The sequence below is a fragment of the Gallibacterium anatis DSM 16844 = F 149 genome, assembly GCF_000379785.1.
GTDB lineage: Bacteria > Pseudomonadota > Gammaproteobacteria > Enterobacterales > Pasteurellaceae > Gallibacterium > Gallibacterium anatis.
Window position 1 is genome coordinate 13512 of the sequence record NZ_KB903669.1, and the last position, 22653, is coordinate 36164.

General features: G+C 39.9%; 22 protein-coding genes. 17 read left to right on the forward strand and 5 right to left on the reverse strand.

Features of this window, described 5'->3' with window-relative positions:
• Positions 1 to 42: 42 nt before the first annotated feature.
• The 5 genes from A3EO_RS0100985 to A3EO_RS0101005 all read right to left on the reverse strand — a co-directional run bounded on the left by A3EO_RS0100985 (position 43) and on the right by A3EO_RS0101005 (position 4766).
• Positions 43 to 801: a Nif3-like dinuclear metal center hexameric protein gene (locus A3EO_RS0100985; RefSeq protein WP_018345608.1), complete on the reverse strand. Its 759-nt coding sequence runs from the start codon at positions 799 to 801 to the stop codon at positions 43 to 45.
• Positions 802 to 807: 6 nt separating this feature from the next.
• The gene (locus A3EO_RS0100990) at positions 808 to 1986 is read right to left on the reverse strand and encodes a CCA tRNA nucleotidyltransferase (protein ID WP_018345609.1); all 1179 of its coding nucleotides are present in this window, start codon (positions 1984 to 1986) and stop codon (positions 808 to 810) included.
• Positions 1986 to 2591: a TIGR04211 family SH3 domain-containing protein gene (locus A3EO_RS0100995; RefSeq protein ID WP_018345610.1), complete on the reverse strand. Its 606-nt coding sequence runs from the start codon at positions 2589 to 2591 to the stop codon at positions 1986 to 1988. The genes A3EO_RS0100990 and A3EO_RS0100995 overlap by 1 nt, the downstream gene beginning before the upstream one ends.
• Before the next feature lie 200 nt (positions 2592 to 2791).
• Positions 2792 to 4051, reverse strand: a complete 1260-nt coding sequence (locus A3EO_RS0101000; protein ID WP_018345611.1) for an inorganic phosphate transporter — start codon at positions 4049 to 4051, stop codon at positions 2792 to 2794.
• 34 nt (positions 4052 to 4085) lie between these two features.
• Positions 4086 to 4766: a TIGR00153 family protein gene (locus A3EO_RS0101005; RefSeq protein ID WP_013746646.1), complete on the reverse strand. Its 681-nt coding sequence runs from the start codon at positions 4764 to 4766 to the stop codon at positions 4086 to 4088.
• A 162-nt stretch (positions 4767 to 4928) separates the two neighbouring features.
• Between A3EO_RS0101005 and A3EO_RS0101010 the strand changes: the two genes are divergently transcribed.
• The 17 genes from A3EO_RS0101010 (at position 4929) to rnhB (ending at position 22651) form a co-directional block, all read left to right on the forward strand.
• Positions 4929 to 5969 (forward strand): CYTH domain-containing protein, encoded by a 1041-nt coding sequence (locus A3EO_RS0101010; protein WP_018345612.1) that lies wholly within the window; start codon positions 4929 to 4931, stop codon positions 5967 to 5969.
• A 2-nt stretch (positions 5970 to 5971) separates the two neighbouring features.
• Positions 5972 to 7342, forward strand: coding sequence for a DNA repair protein RadA (radA, locus tag A3EO_RS0101015; protein ID WP_018345613.1), 1371 nt, complete (start codon positions 5972 to 5974; stop codon positions 7340 to 7342).
• A 201-nt stretch (positions 7343 to 7543) separates the two neighbouring features.
• Positions 7544 to 8293 (forward strand): 30S ribosomal protein S2, encoded by a 750-nt coding sequence (gene rpsB / locus A3EO_RS0101020; RefSeq protein ID WP_013746649.1) that lies wholly within the window; start codon positions 7544 to 7546, stop codon positions 8291 to 8293.
• A 116-nt stretch (positions 8294 to 8409) separates the two neighbouring features.
• Positions 8410 to 9258, forward strand: coding sequence for a translation elongation factor Ts (gene tsf, locus A3EO_RS0101025; RefSeq protein WP_018345614.1), 849 nt, complete (start codon positions 8410 to 8412; stop codon positions 9256 to 9258).
• 124 nt (positions 9259 to 9382) lie between these two features.
• Positions 9383 to 10111: a UMP kinase gene (gene pyrH / locus A3EO_RS0101030; protein WP_013746651.1), complete on the forward strand. Its 729-nt coding sequence runs from the start codon at positions 9383 to 9385 to the stop codon at positions 10109 to 10111.
• 196 nt (positions 10112 to 10307) lie between these two features.
• Positions 10308 to 10865, forward strand: a complete 558-nt coding sequence (gene frr, locus A3EO_RS0101035) for a ribosome recycling factor (protein WP_013746652.1) — start codon at positions 10308 to 10310, stop codon at positions 10863 to 10865.
• Between the two features lie 174 nt (positions 10866 to 11039).
• The gene (gene ispC / locus A3EO_RS0101040; RefSeq protein ID WP_018345615.1) at positions 11040 to 12227 is read left to right on the forward strand and encodes a 1-deoxy-D-xylulose-5-phosphate reductoisomerase; all 1188 of its coding nucleotides are present in this window, start codon (positions 11040 to 11042) and stop codon (positions 12225 to 12227) included.
• A 56-nt stretch (positions 12228 to 12283) separates the two neighbouring features.
• A complete protein-coding gene (uppS, locus tag A3EO_RS0101045; protein WP_018345616.1) occupies positions 12284 to 13009 on the forward strand; it encodes a polyprenyl diphosphate synthase in 726 nt (241 codons plus the stop codon).
• A 9-nt stretch (positions 13010 to 13018) separates the two neighbouring features.
• The gene (locus tag A3EO_RS0101050; RefSeq protein WP_018345617.1) at positions 13019 to 13885 is read left to right on the forward strand and encodes a CDP-archaeol synthase; all 867 of its coding nucleotides are present in this window, start codon (positions 13019 to 13021) and stop codon (positions 13883 to 13885) included.
• A gap of 8 nt (positions 13886 to 13893) precedes the next feature.
• A complete protein-coding gene (rseP, locus tag A3EO_RS0101055) occupies positions 13894 to 15234 on the forward strand; it encodes a sigma E protease regulator RseP (protein ID WP_018345618.1) in 1341 nt (446 codons plus the stop codon).
• Positions 15235 to 15289: 55 nt separating this feature from the next.
• Positions 15290 to 17701: an outer membrane protein assembly factor BamA gene (gene bamA / locus A3EO_RS0101060; protein ID WP_018345619.1), complete on the forward strand. Its 2412-nt coding sequence runs from the start codon at positions 15290 to 15292 to the stop codon at positions 17699 to 17701.
• Between the two features lie 79 nt (positions 17702 to 17780).
• Complete coding sequence (locus tag A3EO_RS0101065; protein WP_018345620.1) at positions 17781 to 18314, forward strand: OmpH/Skp family outer membrane protein; 534 nt, start codon at positions 17781 to 17783, stop codon at positions 18312 to 18314.
• A 15-nt stretch (positions 18315 to 18329) separates the two neighbouring features.
• Positions 18330 to 19364, forward strand: coding sequence for a UDP-3-O-(3-hydroxymyristoyl)glucosamine N-acyltransferase (gene lpxD, locus A3EO_RS0101070; RefSeq protein WP_018345621.1), 1035 nt, complete (start codon positions 18330 to 18332; stop codon positions 19362 to 19364).
• Positions 19365 to 19388: 24 nt separating this feature from the next.
• The gene (gene fabZ, locus A3EO_RS0101075; protein ID WP_013746660.1) at positions 19389 to 19844 is read left to right on the forward strand and encodes a 3-hydroxyacyl-ACP dehydratase FabZ; all 456 of its coding nucleotides are present in this window, start codon (positions 19389 to 19391) and stop codon (positions 19842 to 19844) included.
• Between the two features lies 1 nt (position 19845).
• Positions 19846 to 20634 (forward strand): acyl-ACP--UDP-N-acetylglucosamine O-acyltransferase, encoded by a 789-nt coding sequence (gene lpxA, locus A3EO_RS0101080; protein WP_013746661.1) that lies wholly within the window; start codon positions 19846 to 19848, stop codon positions 20632 to 20634.
• A gap of 236 nt (positions 20635 to 20870) precedes the next feature.
• Entirely contained in the window at positions 20871 to 22061 is a 1191-nt protein-coding gene (lpxB, locus tag A3EO_RS0101085; RefSeq protein ID WP_018345622.1) for a lipid-A-disaccharide synthase, read from the forward strand.
• Positions 22058 to 22651 carry a ribonuclease HII gene (gene rnhB / locus A3EO_RS0101090; protein WP_018345623.1) on the forward strand — a complete coding sequence of 198 codons (594 nt, stop codon included), beginning with the start codon at positions 22058 to 22060 and terminating at the stop codon, positions 22649 to 22651. Before lpxB ends, rnhB begins: the two co-directional genes overlap by 4 nt.
• The last annotated feature ends 2 nt before the right edge of the window (positions 22652 to 22653 follow it).

Consider the following 22653-nt stretch of genomic DNA (forward strand, 5'->3'; position numbering starts at 1 on the left):
TTTTACTCTTTTTTAGGTAAATTAAGTATAAAACATTGGATTTTAAGCCGGATTATCAATATCTTTAAATAGTACTTCGAGCGCATAATGTTGTTGCAGCCATTCACCTAGTGCTTTAATGCCGTAACGTTCGGTGGCGTGATGACCGGCGGCAAAAAACTGAATATCCTGCTCTCTGGCGGAATGTACGGTCTGTTCGGAAACCTCACCGCTGATAAAAGCATCGCAACCTTTGCTTGCCGCTAAATCGATATAACCTTGACCGCCACCGGTACAAATTCCGATTTTTTGAATCGGTTTTTCTGGTTGATTGGCGCAATGCAAACATTTACGCTTTAAAAGCTGATTAATGCGTTGTGCAAATTCAGCTCCGCTTATCGCTTGTGGCAATGTTCCCCACATCGGAATAGAGTTGGGAACATCTTCCAGCGGCTGCAAATTCTCGATACCCAATAAGTTTGCTAACTGCGCATTGTTGCCTAAGGTAGGGTGAATATCCAACGGCAGATGATAAGCGTAAAGATTGATCTCATTTTGTAATAGGGTTTTAATTCTTCTGCCTTTCATTCCGCGAATACAGGGATTTTCATTTTTCCAAAAATAACCGTGATGAACCAAAATGGCATCGGCATTAACACTGACGGCATAGTCAATTAAAGCTTGCGAAGCGGTAACGCCGGTAACGATTTTACGGATAGCGGATTTACCTTCGATTTGCAAACCGTTCGGGGCATAATCATTAATTTTTGTGCTGTTAAGTAATTGATTTAAAATAGATTCTAATTCCAGATTGTTTAACATAGCGTTTTATCCGTTAAAGTATTGTGAAATGGTGGCGACGCGACGGCGATATAGCTCTTTTTTGATGGACTGTTTTTGAAAACCGTCTGCAATAATTTGTTGAATATCAACACTTTTCGCTTGTTGATACCAATGTTGCCACTGTTTTTGTTGCGCTAAACCGAAATCGGTAAATATAGCACGATATAAAATATTAAGTTGTTCCAATCTCTGCGGTTTGCGCCAACAGTCTAACTGATCAAGCAAATCTATCACATCGTTGGCACTGAGGTGTTCTGTTTGCGAAAAAGGCAAGATAAACTGCATTGCAAGTTTGGCTAATTCGCTGTAATGGTTAGGTATTTTGTAACGTTGGCATAATTGTTGCACCTTTTCTATCAACTGTTTTCGCTGTATTGCCGATAATGTTTCTGAACTGACCAATAAGGCACAGAGCAACACAAAACGAAAGAGAGGCGCTTGATCATCGTTTTCATCTTCCAACAATAAATTAAGCCGTTTCAAACTTTGTGTCAGCAATTTGCATCTGCTTTGAAAAAGCGGTTTAAATTCGGGAAACAGTGAATTGGCACCGATTTGATGCAATATTGAAAAATAGATATCACAACGTGGCGATAACAAGGCCTTTTCAGTTTCCAGCCAAATCCGTTCAACAGTCAGATCGGCTAATTCGCCCTGTTTTACCATTGATTTCATTAACGCAACGGTTTCCGGCGCAATAGTAAAATTGAAAGCATAAAAGCGTGCAGCAAAACGAGCAACACGCAGAATGCGCAACGGATCTTCACTGAATGCCGGAGAAATATGGCGTAATTTACGCTGTTTCAGATCCTGTATGCCGTGGTAGGGGTCGTATAAATTGCCGTCAATATCTTGCGCAATCGCATTAATGGTTAAATCACGGCGTTTCAGATCCTGTTCTAGGGTAATATCGGGCGAGAAATCGCAATAAAAACCGGTATAGCCGCGACCGTTTTTGCGTTCAGTGCGTGCCAAGGCATACTCTTCTTTTGTTTGCGGATGGAGAAAAACCGGAAAATCTTTCCCGACTTGGATATAGCCTTGCTTTAATAACCATTCGGGAGTGGCGTGGACGACCAACCAATCCCGATCTTTGACTGCCAATCCTAAAAGCCGGTCACGCACCGCACCACCGACCAAATAGGTTTTAATTGCTTGTGTCATTACCAACGATCTCTACGTCTTCTCGGAATAATCATAGGAATAATCAAACCTAAAATTAAACCGACGGCAAGTACGGAACCGCCGTAAATAAACCAACGGATAATCAAACCGCGTTTTTCAGAATCCAACATTGCTTCAAGATCTTTATTCTTATTTTTTAGAATTTCGACTTGGCGATTAAGTTGGGAATTCTGCTCCAATAATTCGCTGCTCTGTTTTTCAGCTTGTTGCGTGCGCCGTTGCATTTCGTTGGTGCGTTGTTGCCAGTCATTATTGATACGATTAAGTTTTAACGTTAATTCATCAATCTGTTTTTGCAAAACCGGCAGTTGTTCTTTGCTGCTTGCGTTGGGAGTGAGTTCACTAGTTAAGATCCAGCCTTCACGATTACGACTGTCTCTGATTTGGGTATATTTATCTTTTTTATTTAAAATAGTGACGGCTTCACCTGATTTAATTGTACCGACGAGTTTGAATTGATCGCCAGCACCTTTACGTAAATAGGTATTCAAATTTTCCGATACATATTGTGTTTCCGCAGAGGCACTGAAACCAGTGCTTAAAAAAGTAAGTAAGATGAGAACTGGAGAGATAATTTTCTTCATCAATAACTCCTAAATGGTTGAAAATCCGCCGTTCACGGTGGTGCAAATAATTTCATTTGGAAGAGGCGTAATCTTTTCCAAATCAGAACAATTCATCGCCTGACATTTAATGTTGTTCTGTGTATTGAAACAATCGTAATAAAACAAGAAAGCGGCTAAATATGTAATTTACATATTTAGCCTAAATTATGTAGGTTATTTTACAATAATATCGCTTTAAGGATATAGAAAATTATAATGGAGAAAACTGCTCCGGCAGGCAATGTAATAATCCACGAAGAGATAATATTGCGGATAACGGTTAAGTTTAATGCTGCGATACCGCGAGCAAAACCAACACCTAAAACCGCACCCACTAAGGTTTGTGTTGTGGAAATTGGTAAACCGGTGCCGGATGCTAAAATAACGGTGGTTGCTGTTGCAAACTGTGCAGCGAAACCACGACTTGGTGTTAAATCAGTAATACCTGTACCGATGGTTTCCATTACACGTTGCCCCATTACTGCCAAACCAGCGATAATACCTAACGCACCCAATGGTAATACCCACCACGCCATTGTCGTTTTACCGGCAATAACGCCTCCGTGATCAATAATGGAAACGACAGCAGAGAGTGGGCCAATTGCGTTGGCAACATCATTTGAACCGTGAGCAAACGCCATAGAACAAGCGGTTAATAGCATTAAGATACGGAATACTTTTTCTACTGCACCGAAACCGGCACTGGCTTTCTTTTCAAAAGATTGACTGCGTAAGTAGATAAAACAAGCGATAATGGCGATAACACAAAGTGCTAATGAAATAAGGAAAGTTTCACCGTTAGAGAGATGTAAACCGATATGTTTTAAACCTTTTTTAATGGTAACCAACGAAATGATAAAAATGGTTAACCCCATATAAAACGGTGCAAACTGTTTTGCATTTAATAATGGGCTGTCGGTATCGAAAATCAATTTTTGCGTGCTGACGAAAATGAGATAAGCAATAATACCGGCAATAAACGGGGTAATAATCCAGCTGCCGAAAATCCCCAATAGACTGCTCCATTCTACCGCATCACTGCCGATGGTTACGCAGGCGAAACCGACAATCGCACCAATGATGGTGTGTGTGGTGGAAACTGGCCAACCTAAGCGAGAAGCTAATACTAACCAGAAACCGGCAGAGAGCAAAGCGCCCATCATTCCTAAAACGAGAATATCTGGTTGATGAATAAATAGTGTAGGATCAATAATACCGTCTTTAATTGTTTCCGCCACTTCACCGCCGGCTAAATAAGCACCGGCACCTTCAAAAATAATTGCAATTATAATTGCTTGACGTGGAGTAATTGCTTTTGAGCCGACAGAAGTTCCCATAGCATTTGAAACGTCATTGGCTCCAATTCCAAATGCCATTAAAAAGCCAAAGACGGCAGTCAAGATAACTAGCAGAGTGCTGTAATTAGATAATGTTTCCATAATGAACCCTAATTATTAAAGTCGCGTTATTGTATTATGAACGCGCTAACATCAATTCAATGCGAGAACCAACACGCTGTGCTTGATCTGCCAATACACCGACCCATTCGATAATTTTGTATAAGAACATCATATCAATTGGATTATAAGAAGCCTCTAGATCAAGAAGGGTGCGACGTAGAACAATCTGCATATGATCGGTATCATCTTCAATTTTATCCAATTCATTGATCATATCGTTTACGAAATTTACTTCACGTCCTCTGAAGCCGGTTTCAAGCAGTTGATCCATTTCATCAATTACTCGGCGAGCTTGATCACTGGAATCCAAACTACGGCGCACATAAGCTAAAAATTCAGTTTGAATTTGTTCGGGAACGTGTAACTTTCGACCAATTACACGACCTGAAATATCTTTTGCATAGTTCGCCAATTTATCCAGTTGTGTGACTAATTCCAGCAAATCACCACGTTCGACAGGCATAAAAATACCACGAGGCAGTTTTAAACGAATTTCACGTTTTAATAAATCAGCTTGCTTTTCTAATTCTGAAATTTTATTACGAATTTGCTGTGCGGTATCCCAATCATCGGCATAACAGGCTTCGAAGAAAGGAATTAGCATTGCACAGGCTTCATTAACTTTGGTGGAATGTTTTTGCAATGGTTTAAGGGGGGATTGGGCAAATAGACCAAGAATATTATTGATTGCCATAGACATCTCCTTAATTGAGTTTGTTGGCAGTAGCGCCGGATAAAAGCTGGCGCGAATTTTACAATAGACTATTTCCTACTGACAAGATTTTATTTTATACAGCGGTAGCAAAATTTGTTAAAGTAACGAAATTGATAAAATTAGGTAAGAGAATCGAAAAAAATGCAAGAAATAGAGCTGAAATTAACGACAAATCAAGAGGTTATCAATAGTCTGAAACAGGAATTGAGTCATTTTCGTTTATTAAAGCATTATCAGGCAAGCAGTCAAAATTGTTATTTTGATACGGAAGACCACTTTTTTTCACAGCAAAAAATGGGGTTGCGTGTGCGTAATGAAGAGGGTGTTTATACGATGACTTTAAAAACAGCCGGCACAACACAAGGCGGGTTGCATATGCGACCGGAATATAATGTTCGTTTATCGCAACCGCAGCCGGACTTGAAGTTATTTGGTCAATTTTCTGAATTGACATTAGCCCATTCTTATGCGGAGTTGCAATGCTCACTTCAGCCTATTTTTCATACCGATTTTCAACGAGAATATTATTTACTGGAAACCGGTAATGGCACACAGCTGGAAATTGCTATCGATCAGGGTGAAATTAAGGCGAATAATGCGAAAACACCGATTTGTGAGGTTGAGTTTGAATTAAAATCCGGAAAGGTAGCGGATATGCTGAATTTTGTGCAGCATTTTCTTTTTTTGGATGGCATGCGATTAGGGCAAGTCAGTAAAGCGGAACGAGGTTATCGGTTAGCCGGAGTTGCATCAAAAGCGGCATTAATGACGATTGATGAGTGGCGACAATTTCTTGAACAGAGATTTACATCAACCGCACAACAAGTAAATGCGCTGTTCCAATATGAACTGAAATTATTAAAAAATTTAGAAAAACTCGATCTTGATCGCATTTCACAGAGTCAAGCAGAAACAACAGCATTAATTGGACTATTCTTCACGCTTTATCAATACAGTTGTGAGCAAGAAGCGTTATTTACGCAGCTTTTAGATGAAGAGTCGTCAACAGAAATGATCGAAATTAACCGGTTTGTATATCAACAAATTAGAAAAATGATTGCTCAACACGTGGAGCAGCAGGATAATCAGCGCGCATTGCAGCAGTTGGTGGAGTTAACTTCTCAAGGAAGATATCTACAAAAAATGATTAATCTATTAAAAATAACATTGAAGTTGAAATAGGTATGGCAAAAGTAAAAACAGCTTATGTATGTAATGATTGCGGCGCGGAATATGCCCGTTGGCAAGGGCAGTGCAGTGCCTGTCACGCGTGGAATACGATCACGGAAGTAAGAATTGCATCGACAAATAGTAAAAACGATCGCTTTAGTGGTTATGCCGGGGCAAGCGGCAGCAAAGTGCAAAAATTGTCGGAAATTAGTTTATCGGAATTGCCTCGTTTCAGTAGTGGCTTTAATGAGCTTGATCGTGTTTTAGGCGGCGGCATTGTGCCGGGCAGTGCAATTTTAATCGGCGGACATCCGGGAGCCGGTAAAAGTACATTGTTATTGCAAGTGATGTGCGGTTTAGCACAATCAATGCCGACGCTCTATGTTACAGGGGAAGAGTCATTGCAACAGGTGGCAATGCGAGCAAAACGTCTGAATTTACCGATGGATAATTTGCAAATGTTGTCAGAAACTTCGGTAGAGCAGATTTGTGTTACGGCGGATCAGCTTAAACCGAAAATAATGGTGATTGACTCAATTCAGGTAATGCATTTGGCAGATATTCAATCTTCACCCGGCAGCGTTTCCCAAGTTAGAGAGTGCGCCTCTTATTTAACGCGTTATGCCAAAATGAATCAGGTGGCGATTATTATGGTGGGACACGTTACGAAAGATGGCACCTTAGCCGGGCCGAAGGTGTTGGAACACTGTATCGACTGTTCGATCTTATTGGAGGGAGAGTCAGATTCGCGTTTTCGCACCCTTCGCAGTCAGAAAAATCGTTTTGGTGCGGTAAATGAACTGGGTGTTTTCGGAATGACGGAACAGGGCTTAAAAGAGGTTAAAAATCCATCTGCTATTTTCTTAAGTCGAGGTGAAGAGCAAACGCCGGGTAGTTCTGTTGTCGTATTATGGGAAGGAACGCGCCCGCTTTTAGTGGAAATTCAAGCATTGGTGGACCACTCCTTGTTGGCAAATCCGCGGCGGGTGGCGGTCGGATTGGATCATAACCGTGTCGCATTGTTATTGGCAGTGCTTCATCGTCACGGTGGCTTACAAATGGCAGATCAGGATATTTTCGTCAATGTTGTCGGTGGCGTGAAAGTGACCGAAACCAGTGCGGATTTAGCATTATTATTAGCGTTAATCTCCAGCTTTCGTAATCGCGCTCTTCCGCGTGATTTAGTGGTGTTCGGAGAAGTTGGCTTAGCCGGGGAAATTCGCCCGGTGCCGAGTGGACAGGAGCGTATCAGTGAAGCAGCTAAACACGGTTTTCGCAGAGCCATAGTGCCGTTTGCCAATCGACCTAAAAACACAATCGAAAATATGCAAGTTTTTGCAGTTAAAAAATTAAGCGATGCTTTGCAAGTGTTGGATGGATTTTAATGGTTAATACAGAAAATATTTCTGAATAATATTGGTTTTTTGCGGCGTTTTGTGGTATAAAACGCACCGCCTTTCTGTCGTAAAAATTTGAAAGGTTTAATTTTAATTCACACACATATCGACACTAACAATCGGGGTGCCAAACGGTCGGTTGTTTAGGGATATGTGGAGGCTAAACCCCAACTAAATAAGGAAAAAATTATGGCACAAGTTACAATGCGTGAAATGCTACAAGCTGGCGTTCATTTCGGTCACCAAACTCGTTATTGGAATCCAAAAATGAAACCTTTCATTTTCGGACCACGTAACGGCGTTCATATCATCAACTTAGAAAAAACTTTACCTATGTTTAATGCAGCGTTGGAAGAATTAAAACGCATCGCACAAAATAACGGTAAAATTCTTTTCGTTGGTACAAAACGTGCCGCAACTGATCCGGTGCAAGCAGCAGCATTAGATTGCCAACAATTCTATGTAAACCACCGTTGGTTAGGTGGTATGTTGACTAACTGGAAAACAGTACGTCAATCAATCAAACGCTTAAAAGATTTAGAAACTCAATCTCAAGACGGTACATTTGATAAATTAACCAAAAAAGAAGCGTTAATGCGTACTCGTGAGATGGAAAAATTAGAGTTAAGTCTTGGCGGTATCAAAGATATGGGCGGCTTACCTGATGCATTATTCGTTATTGCAGCAGACCACGAACATATCGCAATCAAAGAAGCAAATAACCTTGGTATTCCTGTATTTGCTATTGTTGATACTAACTCTGATCCTGATGGCGTTGATTACGTGATCCCTGGTAACGATGACGCAGTAAGAGCAATCCAACTTTACTTAACTGCAGCAGCAGATGCTGTTAAAGAAGGTAAAGCACAGGCTCAAGGTGCAGTAGCTGAAGAAGCTTTTGAAGAATTGGCTGCAGACGCTGAAGCTAAAGCTGAATAATTGTATCGGGATATAATAAGGTTAAATCCCTTATTAACCGCAGTAAATTAACTGGTTAGCAGGGGACTTTTTAAGTTCCCTGTTTTATAAGTCGAGTAGACAGAGAGGATTTAAAAATGGCTGAAATTACAGCATCATTAGTAAAAGAATTACGTGAACGTACCGGCGCCGGTATGATGGAGTGTAAAAAAGCACTTGTTGAAGCAAACGGCGATATCGAATTAGCAATCGACAATATGCGTAAATCAGGTCAAGCAAAAGCGGCTAAAAAAGCAGGTCGTGTTGCTGCTGAAGGTGTAATCATCGTTCGTATCAAAGATGGTTTCGGTGTTGCTGTTGAAATGAACTGCGAAACAGACTTCGTAGCAAAAGATTCAGGATTCTTGGCATTAGCAAACAAAGTTGCTGATTATGCGTTAGAAAATAAAGTAACAGATATTGATGTATTAAAAGCTCACTTTGAAGATGAACGTGCAGCATTAGTTGCGAAAATCGGGGAAAATATGAATATTCGTCGTGTTTCTGCAATCAGTGGCGACGCTATCGGTTCATACTTACACGGTGCGAAAATCGGTGTATTGGTTGCAGCAAGCAATGCGGATGAAGAATTAATGAAACATATCGCAATGCACATTGCAGCAAGCCGCCCTGAATATGTAAATCCTTCTGATGTTCCTGCTGATGTTGTTGCTCACGAACGTCAAATTCAGGTTGAGATCGCAATGCAATCCGGTAAACCACGTGAAATTGCAGAAAAAATGGTAGAAGGTCGTATGAAGAAATTTACCGGCGAAGTTTCTTTAACAGGTCAACCATTTGTAATGGATCCATCAAAAACTGTTGGTGAATTATTAAAAGAAAAAGGTGCAACAGTATCAAGCTTCATTCGTTTAGAAGTGGGTGAAGGTATTGAGAAAGTTGAATCTGATTTCGCAGCAGAAGTTGCAGCGATGTCAAAGGCTTAATTGCTGAATGAAAAAAGCGAGGAAACTCGCTTTTTTTATAAGTAAATTATTCAGTACTTTTGAAGTTGTAATGATATTGAAAGAGTAATAAATAATTTATTTGGAAACAAAAAAGGAAAGCACAATGAGTCAATTAAAACCAATTTATAACCGTATTTTGCTTAAATTAAGTGGTGAAGCTTTGCAAGGAGATGAGGGCTTCGGCATTGATCCTTCCATTCTTGATCGTATGGCGAAGGAGATCAAAGATTTACTTGAACTGGGTGTACAGGTGGCGGTTGTATTAGGCGGTGGTAATTTATTCCGCGGTGCAAAATTGGCGAAAGCGGGAATGAACCGTGTTGTTGGCGACCATATGGGGATGTTGGCAACAGTAATGAACGGTTTGGCGATGCGTGATTCCTTACATCGTGCCGATGTCAATGCAAAATTAATGTCGGCGTTTCCATTAAACGGTGTGTGCGATACTTATAGTTGGGCACAAGCAATTCGTTTGTTAAGACAAGGACAGGTTGTTATTTTTTCAGCAGGAACAGGAAATCCATTCTTTACCACTGATTCTGCTGCTTGCCTTCGTGGTATTGAAATTGAGGCGGATGTGGTGTTAAAAGCGACTAAAGTAGATGGTGTTTATGATTGCGATCCGGCGACTAATCCGAATGCCAAACTTTATTCTACATTGACTTATCAGGAAGTGTTGGAAAAAGAGTTAAAAGTGATGGATTTAGCTGCGTTTACATTGGCACGTGATCACGGAATGCCAATTCGTGTATTTAATATGAATAAACCGGGCGCATTACGTCGTGTGATTCTTGGTGAACCGGAAGGTACATTGATTACAGACAAAAAATAGATTTAAAAATCGTTTTGCATTCGTTACAATTCAGACAATCCTCTAATTTGGTAACCGCTATCTGGCGGAATAGGATTGAAAGAGTAAAACTTGATCAGATTTGCACAAAATCCATAAGGTGATGAAACCTTATGGATTGTTTTGTAAATTAAAACATCAGAAATTGTCATTCCATTCAAAATAAAAGGAACATAGTGTGATTAAAACAATTAAAGATGAAGCGCAACAACGTATGGAAAAAAGTGTTGAAGCGTTAAAAAATCAAATTTCAAAAATTCGTACCGGACGTGCTCATCCAAGTTTATTGGATGGTATTCACGTTGAATACTATGGTGCTGCGACACCGTTGCGTCAGGTCGCAAATGTGGTGGCTGAAGATGCACGTACACTTGCTATCACTGTATTTGACCGTAGTCTTATTTCTGCTGTAGAAAAAGCGATTATGGCATCAGATTTGGGATTAAATCCGGCATCTGCAGGTACTGTCATTCGCGTTCCGTTGCCACCATTGACAGAAGAACGTCGCCGCGATCTGACTAAAATTGTTCGTGCCGAAGCGGAACAAGGCCGTGTTGCTGTACGTAACATTCGTCGTGATGCCAATGATAAAATCAAAGCATTATTAAAAGAAAAAGAAATCAGTGAAAATGATGAACGCAAAGCACAGGATGAAATCCAGAAATTAACTGATCTTTATGTGAAGAAAGTTGATGAAGCTTTAGCGGAAAAAGAAAAAGAATTAATGGATTTCTAATGATAATGTGAAGTAACTGGTGCGAATTTTCGTACCAGTTATTTTTTATTACCGCTGTTTCCAGGTGCGGTAAATCGTGGATCGTTCCTAAACTTGGGTAATAAGATTAATATTACAGCGCTTATCCAATAGTGAATATTGAAATACGTCTATTAACAGATCAATCATAACATTATGAAAAATATCGTTATCTTAGGTTCTACCGGCTCAATCGGGAAAAGTACACTTTCTGTCATTAAACAAAATAAGGATTATCAGGTTTTTGCGTTAGTAGCCAATAGTAATGTTGAGCTGATTACAGAACAATGCTTGGAATTTGAACCGCTCTTTGTGGCATTAGCAAACCACGATGCCGCTAAACAGGTGGCAGAAAAATTAAAACGACAAGGTTGTGCGACAGAAGTGCTGGCCGGCGAAGAGGCGATTTGTGAATTGGCAGCACACGAAAAAGCAGATATGGTAATGGCGGCGATTGTCGGTGCGGCAGGATTATTACCGACTTTGTCGGCAATTAAAGCCGGCAAACGTATTTTGTTGGCAAATAAAGAATCTTTGGTCACTTGCGGGCAGGTTTTTCTCAATGCAGTAAAACAATATGGTGCGACATTATTGCCGGTGGACAGTGAACATAATGCGATATTTCAATCATTACCAGTGGAAGCACAACAAAATATCGGTTTTTGTGAATTACAACGCTTAGGTATCAGTAAAATTGTGCTAACCGGTTCCGGCGGGCCATTCAGAACGAAACCGTTGGATGAGTTTGAAACTATTACTCCGGCGCAAGCTATTGCACATCCTAATTGGTCGATGGGTGCAAAAATTTCGGTGGATTCCGCTACAATGATGAATAAAGGGTTGGAATATATTGAAGCACGTTGGTTATTTAATGCGAGTGCGGAGCAGATGGAAATTATTATTCACCCGCAGTCAATTATTCATTCAATGGTGCGTTATATTGATGGCAGTGTCATTGCGCAAATGGGCAATCCGGATATGCGGACACCTATTGCCGAAACAATGTCTTACCCGAAACGGATTGTTTCCGGCGTAGCGCCGTTAGATTTTACCAAAATTGCTGAATTAACCTTTATCGAGCCGGATTTTCAGCGTTATCCTAATTTGAAGTTGGCAATTGAGGCATTTGCTGCCGGGCAATATGCAACAACAGCAATGAATGCGGCGAATGAGATTGCGGTTGCGGCATTTTTACAACAAAGACTTAAATTCACTCAAATTGCCGAGATCAATCGATTTGTTGTCGAAAAAATTCCTTCACAGGCAATTAAGTCAGTAGATGATGTGTTGGCTGTTGATAAAATCGCCAGAGAAATTGCCAATGATCGTATTTTAAGTTTTTAATCTATAGTTCGCGTGGTATATTGTCGCTCGATTTTAATTAGTCTATTTGGTGAAAAATGTCGTTAGATCCGGAAAATATTCCCCAGCACGTTGCTATCATTATGGATGGTAACGGTCGTTGGGCAAAACAGAAAGGTAAATTGCGCGTTTTTGGGCATCGCAATGGTGCGCAAGCAGTCAGACGTGCGGTTTATTATGCGGCACAAACCGGTATCAAATATTTAACACTTTATGCATTCAGTAGCGAAAATTGGCAACGTCCTGAGAACGAAGTGAATGCACTAATGGATCTTTTTATCAGAATGCTTGATCTGGAAGTGAATAAATTGCACAAGAATAATATCCGTTTGAATATTCTTGGTGATATTTCCCGTTTCAGTGAAGGGCTGCAAAAACGAATTCATCACGCGCAACAGCTCACACAAAATAATACCCAATTAACACTAAATATTGCGGCTAATTATGGCGGCAGATGGGATATTTTACAGGCAGCAAAACAGATGTGCCGTGATGTTCGGACCAACAATCTTGAGTTGGAAAATGTGGATGAAGCTCTGTTTTCGCGTTATCTAACAACAGCCGATCAACCGATGGTCGATCTTTTGATTCGAACCAGCGGTGAACAACGCATCAGTAATTTTCTGTTATGGCAGGCGGCTTATGCCGAATTCTATTTTACAGAGGTTTTATGGCCGGATTTCTCCGAGCAGGAATTTGAACAGGCATTATATTTTTATCAACAACGGGAGCGCCGGTTCGGGGCCCTTTCAAAAGGATCATAGGAGTCTATTTTGTTAAAAGCTCGAATTTTGTCAGCATTGGTATTAGTTGGCATTGTTTTCATTGTATTATTTGTCTTTCCTCCATTGCTGTTTGCTTGCACCGTGGCATTGTTGGTGACTTTGGCTGTGTGGGAGTGGACGCAGTTCGCCAAGATTAAACAGCCGCTTGTGCGCCTAATTATTACTACGATTGCAGCGGCATTTCTTTATTTGTTCCTTTATGCCAATAGTGATTATATTTCCGGCGGCAACATTCTGAACAATGTGTCTGAATTATTGATTGTTTCTTCATTAGTTTGGTGGATTATCGCTTTTTGTTTAGTATTGAGTTATCCGAAAAGTACCGCAGTTTGGGGAAATTCAAGCATTGCACAGCTGTTATTTGCCTTTTTTACGCTCGCTCCTTTCTTTTTGAGTTTGATGGCATTACGTTTTTATCATTACAACAGTAATCCGTATCAAGGCATTGTATTGTTGCTTTATGTATTTTTATTGGTTTGGGCGGCGGATACCGGTGCCTATTTTGCCGGTAGAAAATTCGGTAAACATAAATTAGCACCGAAAGTTTCTCCGGGTAAAACCTGGCAAGGTGCGATTGGCGGTGTATTGTTGTCAGCAGTGGTGGCTTGTATTTTCTTAAGCATTGCACCGTTTTATCAGCAAAGCAATCTTTCATTCTTTCAATTAATTGCCTTGTCGGTGCTAACCGTGTTTGTTTCTATTCTTGGTGATTTGAGTGAGAGTATGTTTAAACGTCATTGCGGTATTAAAGACAGCAGCCAATTAATTCCGGGACACGGTGGAATTATGGATCGTATTGACAGCTTGACTGCCGCATTGCCGGTATTCAGTGCCTTTTTCTTTGTTTTAAATTAAGGATTGTTATGCCATCGTTTTTGTGGACAACGTTATCGTTTATTGTTGTTATTGCCATTCTTGTGTTTGTACACGAGTTTGGACACTTTTGGGTGGCTAGGTGTTGTGGTGTAATGGTGCAGCGTTTTTCCATCGGTTTCGGTAAAGTGTTGTGGCGCAAGACGGATAAATATGGTACTGAGTTTGCTATTTCTCTTATTCCTCTCGGTGGCTATGTCAAAATGTTGGATGAGCGCAATGAAACTGTTGCACCGGAATTGCGTCAAAAGGCATTTAATTATCAACCTGTACGTAATCGCCTGCTGATTTATGCCGCTGGACCATTAGCGAATTTTTTATTTGCACTGTTCGCTTTTTGGATCGTATATCTGCTCGGCATTCCTACCTTGCGACCGATTATTGATAATATTCGACCTGACTCTATTGCAGCACAGGCAAAATTGCCAACCAATTATCAAATTACTGCCATTGATCAGCAGCTTATTCATAACTGGGAAGATGTGAATCTGGTGTTGGCAGCGAAAATGGGAGAGCCTTCGATAACTATTTCATTGCAAGATACCGCATCGGATAATGTGGTGAATAAGACGTTGAATTTGGCGAATTGGCATTTTGATCCAAGTGAACAGTCGGCAATGTCGGCATTGGGAATTGAGCCGAAAGCAACAAAAATTGAAAATGTGATTGCGAAAATATCAGAAAATTCACCGGCACAAAAAAGTGGCTTGAAAGTTGGTGATCAGATAGTGGCAATTAATGAACAGAAAGTGAATTGGCGTCAATTTGTTGAGGAAATTCAAAAACATAAATTACAGCCTTTTGAATTGACAATTCAAAGAAATGGCCAAGCACAAACAGTTAAAATTCAACCTGAATTAAACGAAAAAGGAAAGCCTTATATCGGTGTAATGCCGACAGTACATCAAGTTGATGCAAAATATATCGAAACTCAGCAGTATGATCCGCTTTCCGCATTTTCACATTCGTGGCAAATGGTAGAACAGTTGTCGTGGGCGACATTGAAAATTATTGGAAAACTTTTTACCGGTGAGGTTGGTCTAAACAGCTTGGGTGGTCCAATTTCCATTGCGCAAGGAGCGGGTATATCATCGGAAAATGGCTTCACCTATTTCTTACGTTTTATGGCATTGATCAGTGTGAATTTAGGGATGATGAATCTGTTTCCATTGCCGGTTTTAGATGGCGGTCAGATGGTGTTTTTATTGATAGAAGGCATCACTAAACGGCCGGTGTCGGAAAAAATACAGAATATTGCATACCGCATTGGGGTTGCATTACTATTATGGCTTACGGTTTTTGTGTTATTTAATGATATAATGCGTTTATAATATGGCAGTAAATTTCACTTTTACTGTTATTGAAAAAACAACAGGATTGAACAATATGAAGAAACTTTTATTAACTAGTTTATTATTTAGCAGTACCGCAACGTTTGCTGCACCATTTGTTGTGAAAGATATTCGCTTAGATGGTGTTTCAGAAGGGAATAGAAGTGCAATTATGGCGCGTTTACCCGTCAAAGTTGGGCAAACTATTACCGATCAAGATATCTCTAATCTTGTTCGAGCATTATATCTGAATGGTTCCTTTTCTAATGTTCAAGCTTCTCGAGAAGGAAATACTTTAGTTCTTCATATTGCGGAAAGAGCTGTGATTAATAGCTTAGAGTTTTCTGGAAATGATTCGATTCCAAAAGATGCCTTGCAAGATAACCTTAATGCGAATGATATCAAAGCAGGCAGCTTACTTAATCGTGAAAAGTTAGATGCATTTAAAACTGAATTAGAAAATTATTATCACTCTATTGGTTTTTATAATGCCAAAGTTAATTTCGATATTGATCAAGTTGCAAGCAACCAAGCTAATGTGAAATTAAATATCACTGAAGGCGATCGTGCATTAGTGAAAGAGATTAATTTTTCAGGCAATAAAGCATTCGATAAAGATACATTATTAGATCAAATGGAAGTTCAGCCGGATGTTTCTTGGTGGAATTTCTTTGCAAGTAGTAAATTAGATCAACAAAAATTCCAAAATGATCTACAAGCGATTAAGACTTTTTATCTAAATAAAGGGTATCCAAAATTTAATATTACTGATGTAAAAACGAAAGTCAGTGATGATAAAAAAGATATTGCAATTACCATTGATGTTTCTGAAGGTGAACAATACACCGTAAGTGGCGTTCGTATTGTAGGGGATACAGCGGGATTAATGCCACAAATGGAACCATTATTGAAGAAAATTTATGTGGGTGAATTGTTTAATGGTGATAATGCGAAAGATGTTGAAGATGGCATTAAAACTATCTTAGGTGACAATAGTTATGCTGCACCACAAGTGAGCTTAGTGCCTGAATTTAATGAAGAAAAACATAAAGTGAATTTAACTTATGTGGTGGATGCAGGACGCCGTTATTACGTACGTAACATCTTATTCAAAGGTAATGATGCGAGTGCAGATAAAACATTACGTCAAGAAATGCGTCAACAAGAAGGTGCATTGTATTCTTTATCTGCTATTCAACAAGGTAAATTACGCTTAGAACGTACAGGTTTCTTTGAAACTGTGGATAGTTCTACGGAAATGGTGAAAGGCACTAATGACCAAATGGATGTTATCTATAAAGTAAAAGAGCGCAATACCGGAAGTATTAACTTCGGTATTGGTTACGGTACAGAAAGTGGTTTGAGTTATAACGCAAGTGTAAAACAAGATAACTTCTTAGGAACTGGAGCGTCAGCAAGCTTATCTGGAACACGTAATGACTATGGGATGAGTATCGCGTTAGGTTATAACGAACCGTATTTTACTAAAGATGGCGTGAGTCTTGGTGGTAATGTTTATTATGAAACATACGATAACTCAAAGAATAATAACCAAGCTTCTTACTCTAAAACCTCATATGGTATTGATACAACTTTAGGTTTCCCAGTAGATGAAAATAACTCTTATTATGTGGGATTAGGTTATGCACATAATAAATTGAAAGATATTGAGCCTGAATATAACCGTGCACTTTATTTAGAATCAATTGAAGCAAAAGAGTGGGAGTTTTCTAACCATGATTTCGATTTCAGCTTAGGTTGGGGATATAACAGTTTAAATCGTGGTTTCTTCCCAACACAAGGGATTAAAGCTAATATCGGTGGACGTATTAGTATCCCAGGTTCAGATAATAAATATTATAAATTGAATGCAAATATTGTGGGCTATTATCCATTAAATCGTGCAGAAACTTGGGTACTTTCTGGTAAAGCAGGGTTCAATTATGCAAATGGATTTGGTGGTAAAAAATTACCGTTCTATCAATACTATACTGCTGGCGGAATTGGTTCATTGCGTGGTTTCTCTTATGGCGCGGTAGGTCCAAATGCGTTTTATCTTACTAATAACGCACCTAGTGGATGTTTAGATGGCACAATCCATAACGAATTTGAGTGTTATGTGAATGGACAAAGTACCGATGTTATTGGTGGTAATGCAATGGCAACTACCAGTATTGAATTGATTGTGCCGACACCATTTGTGAGTGATAAAAATCAAACAACAGTAAGAACATCATTCTTTGTTGATGCCGCAAGCGTTTGGAATACACATTGGGATAAATCATTCTCTACAAAATATAATTTACCAGATTACAGTGATCCGAGTCGGGTAAGAGCATCTGCAGGGATTTCATTCCAATGGCAATCACCAATTGGACCATTGGTATTCTCGTATGCGAAACCAATCAAAAAATATGAAGGTGATGATGTAGAACAGTTCCAATTTAGTATTGGTGGTACATTCTAAAAAATTTATGAGAACTTATTTATAAATAAGTTCTCTAATACAACCCAATTTAATTAATAAATATACTCTAGGAGTTTTTATGAAAAAATCTTTAAAAGTTGCAGGATTAACTTTAGCATTAGCAAGCAGTGCATTATTTGCTTCAGTAGCAAATGCAGAAGAAAATATTGCATTTATCAATTTTGCTTATATCTCCCAAAATGCACCAGAGCGTCAAGCTGCATTGAAAAAATTGGATGAAGAATTTAAAGCACCTGTTGAACAGTTACGTGCAAAAGAACAAGCAATTGTAGATAAAATCCAAAAATTACAAAAAGACGGTAAAAATCTACGTCAAGCAGACATCAAAAAACGTGAAGATGAAATCAATAAATTACGTGCTGACTATGATAAAGAAGCCAATGAATTACAACAAAAAATCAACCAACGTCGTTCAGAAGAAGAGAATAAAGTTGTAGAGTCTATCCTAAAAGTGGTTAATGAAGTTGCAAAAGAGAAAAAATATACTTTCGTAATTGATGCTAATGCGGTGGCTTTTGCAGTTGATGGCAAAAACATTACTAAAGATGTGATGGATAAACTTGTTCCAGCAGCACAACCAGCGAAAAAATAAGGAATAGCTGGAATTATGCAACAATACCGTCTAAGTGAGTTGGCGGAAAAAGTCGGCGGTACTCTTAAGGGTAACGCCGATATTTTCGTTGAAAGTATTGCACCGTTGGAACGTGCGACTTCGCAACAATTAACCTTTATTTCTAATCCTAAGTTTCGCCCACTACTTGCACAAAGCCAAGCCGGCGCGTTGCTAGTTAGTGAAGCGGATTTGCCTTATTGCGCTGACCATCAAAATGTGATCGTGGTGAAAGATCCTTATGTTGCTTATGCAATTGTAGCACAGTTAATGGATACCACACCGAAACCTGCTGCCGATATTGCGCAAAGCGCAGTGATCTCTGCAAGTGCCCTATTAGGAAAAAATGTCAGCATCGGAGCGAATGCCGTCATTGAAGATGGCGTTGTTATTGGTGATGATGTTTGTATCGGTGCCGGATGTTTTATTGGTAAAAATGCCAAAATCGGTGCAAGAACAAAATTATGGGCAAATGTATCGGTTTATCACAATGTTGAGATTGGCGAAGATTGCTTGATTCAATCCTCAGCAGTTATTGGTAGTGATGGATTCGGTTATGCGAATGAACGCGGTAAATGGATTAAAATTCCGCAAACCGGCAGTGTGATTATCGGCAACCGTGTTGAAATCGGTGCTTGCACCTGTATTGATCGTGGTGCATTGGATTCCACCGTAATTGAAGATAATGTCATTATTGATAACCTTTGCCAAATTGCACATAACGTCCATATCGGTACCGGAACAGCAGTTGCCGGCGGTGTAATTATGGCAGGCAGTCTGCACGTTGGGCGTTATTGCCTGATCGGCGGTGCAAGTGTTATTAATGGTCATATGGAAATCTGTGATGGTGTGACCATTACCGGTATGGGAATGGTGATGCGTCCAATCACCGAGCCGGGAGTCTATTCTTCAGGTATTCCGTTACAAACCAATAAGGAGTGGCGTAAGACTGCAGCTTTAACATTGGGCATTAACGATATGAATAAACGCTTGAAAGCGTTGGAAAAACAAATTAAAAACAGCAACAATTAACTCTATTTTTAAGGGGCAACTACAGTGACAACCGAACGAGAACCACGAATAGTCGATATTGATGAAATTATGCAGCTTTTGCCACACCGTTACCCATTTTTGTTGGTTGATCGTGTGTTGGATTTTGAAGAAGGCAAATGGATTAAAGCGATCAAAAATGTAAGCGTTAATGAGCCTTGTTTTACCGGTCATTTCCCACAAAAACCGATTTTTCCGGGCGTGTTGATCCTTGAGGCATTAGCACAGGCAGCCGGTGTGTTGGCATTTAAAACCACACAGCTTTCTGAAAATGAGCTTTATTATTTTGCCGCGATTGATAATGCGCGTTTTAAAAAACCGGTATTCCCGGGTGATCAATTGTTACTAACGATTGAGTTTGAACGTGAAAGACGTGGTGTAATGCGTTTTAAAGGTGTAGCGACAATTGATGGGCAATTAGTGTGCGAAGCTGATTTAATGTGTGCCAGACGAGGAGTGTAATATGATCCATCCAAGTGCCAAGATTCATCCGACAGCCATTGTCGAAGAGGGTGCGGTGATCGCCGAAAACGTGGTGATCGGCCCGTTTTGTATTGTTGAAAAAACAGTCGAAATCGGCGCGAATACGGTATTAAATTCACACATTGTAGTAAAAGGCAAAACGAAAATCGGTGAAAACAACCATATCTTCCAATTTGCGACTATTGGTGAAATTAATCAGGATTTGAAATATGCCGGTGAAGTGACAGAAACGGTTATCGGCAATAATAATCGTATTCGCGAGCACGTTACCATCCATCGAGGCACAGTGCAGGGCGGTGGAATCACCAAAATTGGCGATAATAATCTCTTTATGGTGAATGCGCATATTGCACACGATTGCCAAATTAAAAATAACTGTATTTTGGCGAATAACGCGACCTTGGCAGGACACGTTCAATTGGATGATTTCGTCATTGTCGGTGGAATGTCCGCTATCCATCAGTTTGTTATTGTTGGTGCACACGTAATGTTGGGCGGTGGTTCAATGGTGAGTCAGGATGTGCCGCCGTATGTGATGGCACAAGGAAATCACGCACGCCCATTCGGTATCAATATTGAGGGCTTAAAACGTCGTGGTTTCGATAAACCGACACTACACGTGATTCGTAGTGTTTATAAATTGATCTATCGTAGTGATAAAACGTTGGAAGAGATTATGCCGGAAATTGAGCAGATTGCAGCAACCGAGTCTTCAATCAGTTTCTTTATTGATTTCTTTAAACGTTCGACACGCGGCATTATTCGTTAATTGTTGCATTTATATTATTAATTAAATTTAAACCGTACTTTATACACCAATAAAGTGCGGTTTATTTATCAAAACTTGTTAGCAGCCATAATTTCACTATTTATGGCGGCAGAATGTATTTAATTTGGGAGCAGTGTAACTCCTTCCAGATCAAGGAATTTATAGAGAATGTTTTATCTGTTTTCTATAAATTAAAAGGTTGAAACAGCAAAACTTGTTGAGCAAGGAGAAAGAGAATGCAGGATCTTCCGCTTAGTGCGAATGATGCGCCTACGATTGCGATTGTTGCTGGAGAGGCATCCGGCGATACATTAGGCGCAGGATTGATTCAAGCCTTAAAAATCCGTTATCCGCAAGCGAAATTCATCGGTATCGGCGGTACTAAAATGCAACAGCAAGGCTTTGAGTCGCTTTTTGATATGGAAGAGTTGAGCGTTATGGGGTTAATGGAAGTGGTAAAACATTTACCCCGCTTGTTAAAAATACGTCGCTCACTGATTGAACAATTATTAAAGCTAAAACCGGATGTTTTTATCGGGATTGATGCGCCGGATTTTAATATTGATGTTGAATTAAAACTTAAACAGAACGGCATTAAAACCTTGCATTATGTCAGTCCGTCAGTTTGGGCGTGGCGACAAAATAGAATTCATAAAATTGCAAAGGCAGTAAATATGATGTTGGTTTTTATGCCGTTTGAAAAGGCATTTTATGATAAACATCAGGTGCCGTGCCGTTTTATCGGGCATACTCTCGCCGATGCTTTGCCATTGAAACCTGATCGATTGGAAGCTTGTCAATTTTTACAAATTGATCCGCAGCAACGTTATTTAGCGATTTTGGTCGGCAGCCGTCATAATGAAGTTGCCTTTTTGGCAGAAACCTTTATCAAAACTGCGCTTTTGCTTAAACAACAATATCCGGATATTAAATTATTAGTGCCGTTGGCGAACGAGAAACGTCGTCAACAGTTTGAGCAAATTTTGCAGCAGACGGCACCGGATCTGGAAATGATTTTATTGGATGGACAGGCTAAACAGTCGATGATTGCGGCAGAGGCGACATTATTGGCATCCGGTACGGCAGCATTGGAAGCAATGTTGTGTAAATCACCGATGGTGGTTGGTTATAAAATGAAAGGCAGCACCTATTGGTTAGCGAAACGATTAGTCAAAACCGATTATATTTCGTTGCCGAATATTTTAGCGAATAAGATGTTGGTGCCGGAGATGGTTCAAGAACAATGCGAGCCGACATTATTGGCAGAAAAATTGGCAATCTACTTTTCTGAAAATGAACAGGATCGCCGTTACCGTGCTGAATTACGGCAAACATTTACCGATTTGCATCGCGCTATCCAACAGGATGCGGATAAATTAGCGGCAGAAGCAGTAAGCGATATTTTAGAAGGAAATGTTGAAGTATGACCGATTTTGTCTATCCGAATGCAAAACTAATTGCCGGCGTGGATGAGGTCGGTCGAGGCCCATTAGTCGGTGCGGTGGTAACAGCAGCAGTGATTTTAGATCCGGAAAGGCCGATAACCGGTTTAGCTGATTCTAAAAAATTGTCCGAAAAAAAACGTCTGTTGCTTGCCGAAGAGATAAAAGAAAAAGCGCTAGCGTGGAGTTTGGGCAGAGCGGAAGCCACAGAGATTGATCAGCTTAATATTTTACAAGCGACAATGTTGGCGATGTGCCGTGCAGTGCAAGGATTACATATTCAGCCAGATTTTGTCTTAATTGATGGTAATCGTATTCCAAAAAATTTGGGGATTGCAGCACAGGCTGTGGTGAAAGGTGATAGCTTAGTTGCAGAGATTAGTGCAGCCTCGATTTTGGCGAAAGTGGCCCGAGATCAAGAGATGATCGAGTTACATCAAAGATACCCAGAATATGGTTTTGATCGACATAAAGGCTATCCGACAGCCTTGCACCTAGAAAATTTGGCAAAATATGGTATTTTGCCTGAACACCGTAAAAGTTTTGCGCCCGTAAAACAATATATAAAAGGATAAAT

Bases quoted from the DNA above. Each gene is read 5' to 3' on its own strand.
- A3EO_RS0100985 (WP_018345608.1), bottom strand. From the start codon at position 801: ATGTTAAACAATCTGGAATTAGAATCTATTTTAAATCAATTACTTAAC.
- A3EO_RS0100990 (WP_018345609.1), bottom strand. From the start codon at position 1,986: ATGACACAAGCAATTAAAACCTATTTGGTCGGTGGTGCGGTGCGTGAC.
- A3EO_RS0100995 (WP_018345610.1), bottom strand. From the start codon at position 2,591: ATGAAGAAAATTATCTCTCCAGTTCTCATCTTACTTACTTTTTTAAGC.
- A3EO_RS0101000 (WP_018345611.1), bottom strand. From the start codon at position 4,051: ATGGAAACATTATCTAATTACAGCACTCTGCTAGTTATCTTGACTGCC.
- A3EO_RS0101005 (WP_013746646.1), bottom strand. From the start codon at position 4,766: ATGGCAATCAATAATATTCTTGGTCTATTTGCCCAATCCCCCCTTAAA.
- A3EO_RS0101010 (WP_018345612.1), top strand. From the start codon at position 4,929: ATGCAAGAAATAGAGCTGAAATTAACGACAAATCAAGAGGTTATCAAT.
- radA (WP_018345613.1), top strand. From the start codon at position 5,972: ATGGCAAAAGTAAAAACAGCTTATGTATGTAATGATTGCGGCGCGGAA.
- rpsB (WP_013746649.1), top strand. From the start codon at position 7,544: ATGGCACAAGTTACAATGCGTGAAATGCTACAAGCTGGCGTTCATTTC.
- tsf (WP_018345614.1), top strand. From the start codon at position 8,410: ATGGCTGAAATTACAGCATCATTAGTAAAAGAATTACGTGAACGTACC.
- pyrH (WP_013746651.1), top strand. From the start codon at position 9,383: ATGAGTCAATTAAAACCAATTTATAACCGTATTTTGCTTAAATTAAGT.
- ispC (WP_018345615.1), top strand. From the start codon at position 11,040: ATGAAAAATATCGTTATCTTAGGTTCTACCGGCTCAATCGGGAAAAGT.
- uppS (WP_018345616.1), top strand. From the start codon at position 12,284: ATGTCGTTAGATCCGGAAAATATTCCCCAGCACGTTGCTATCATTATG.
- rseP (WP_018345618.1), top strand. From the start codon at position 13,894: ATGCCATCGTTTTTGTGGACAACGTTATCGTTTATTGTTGTTATTGCC.
- bamA (WP_018345619.1), top strand. From the start codon at position 15,290: ATGAAGAAACTTTTATTAACTAGTTTATTATTTAGCAGTACCGCAACG.
- A3EO_RS0101065 (WP_018345620.1), top strand. From the start codon at position 17,781: ATGAAAAAATCTTTAAAAGTTGCAGGATTAACTTTAGCATTAGCAAGC.
- lpxD (WP_018345621.1), top strand. From the start codon at position 18,330: ATGCAACAATACCGTCTAAGTGAGTTGGCGGAAAAAGTCGGCGGTACT.
- lpxA (WP_013746661.1), top strand. From the start codon at position 19,846: ATGATCCATCCAAGTGCCAAGATTCATCCGACAGCCATTGTCGAAGAG.
- lpxB (WP_018345622.1), top strand. From the start codon at position 20,871: ATGCAGGATCTTCCGCTTAGTGCGAATGATGCGCCTACGATTGCGATT.
- rnhB (WP_018345623.1), top strand. From the start codon at position 22,058: ATGACCGATTTTGTCTATCCGAATGCAAAACTAATTGCCGGCGTGGAT.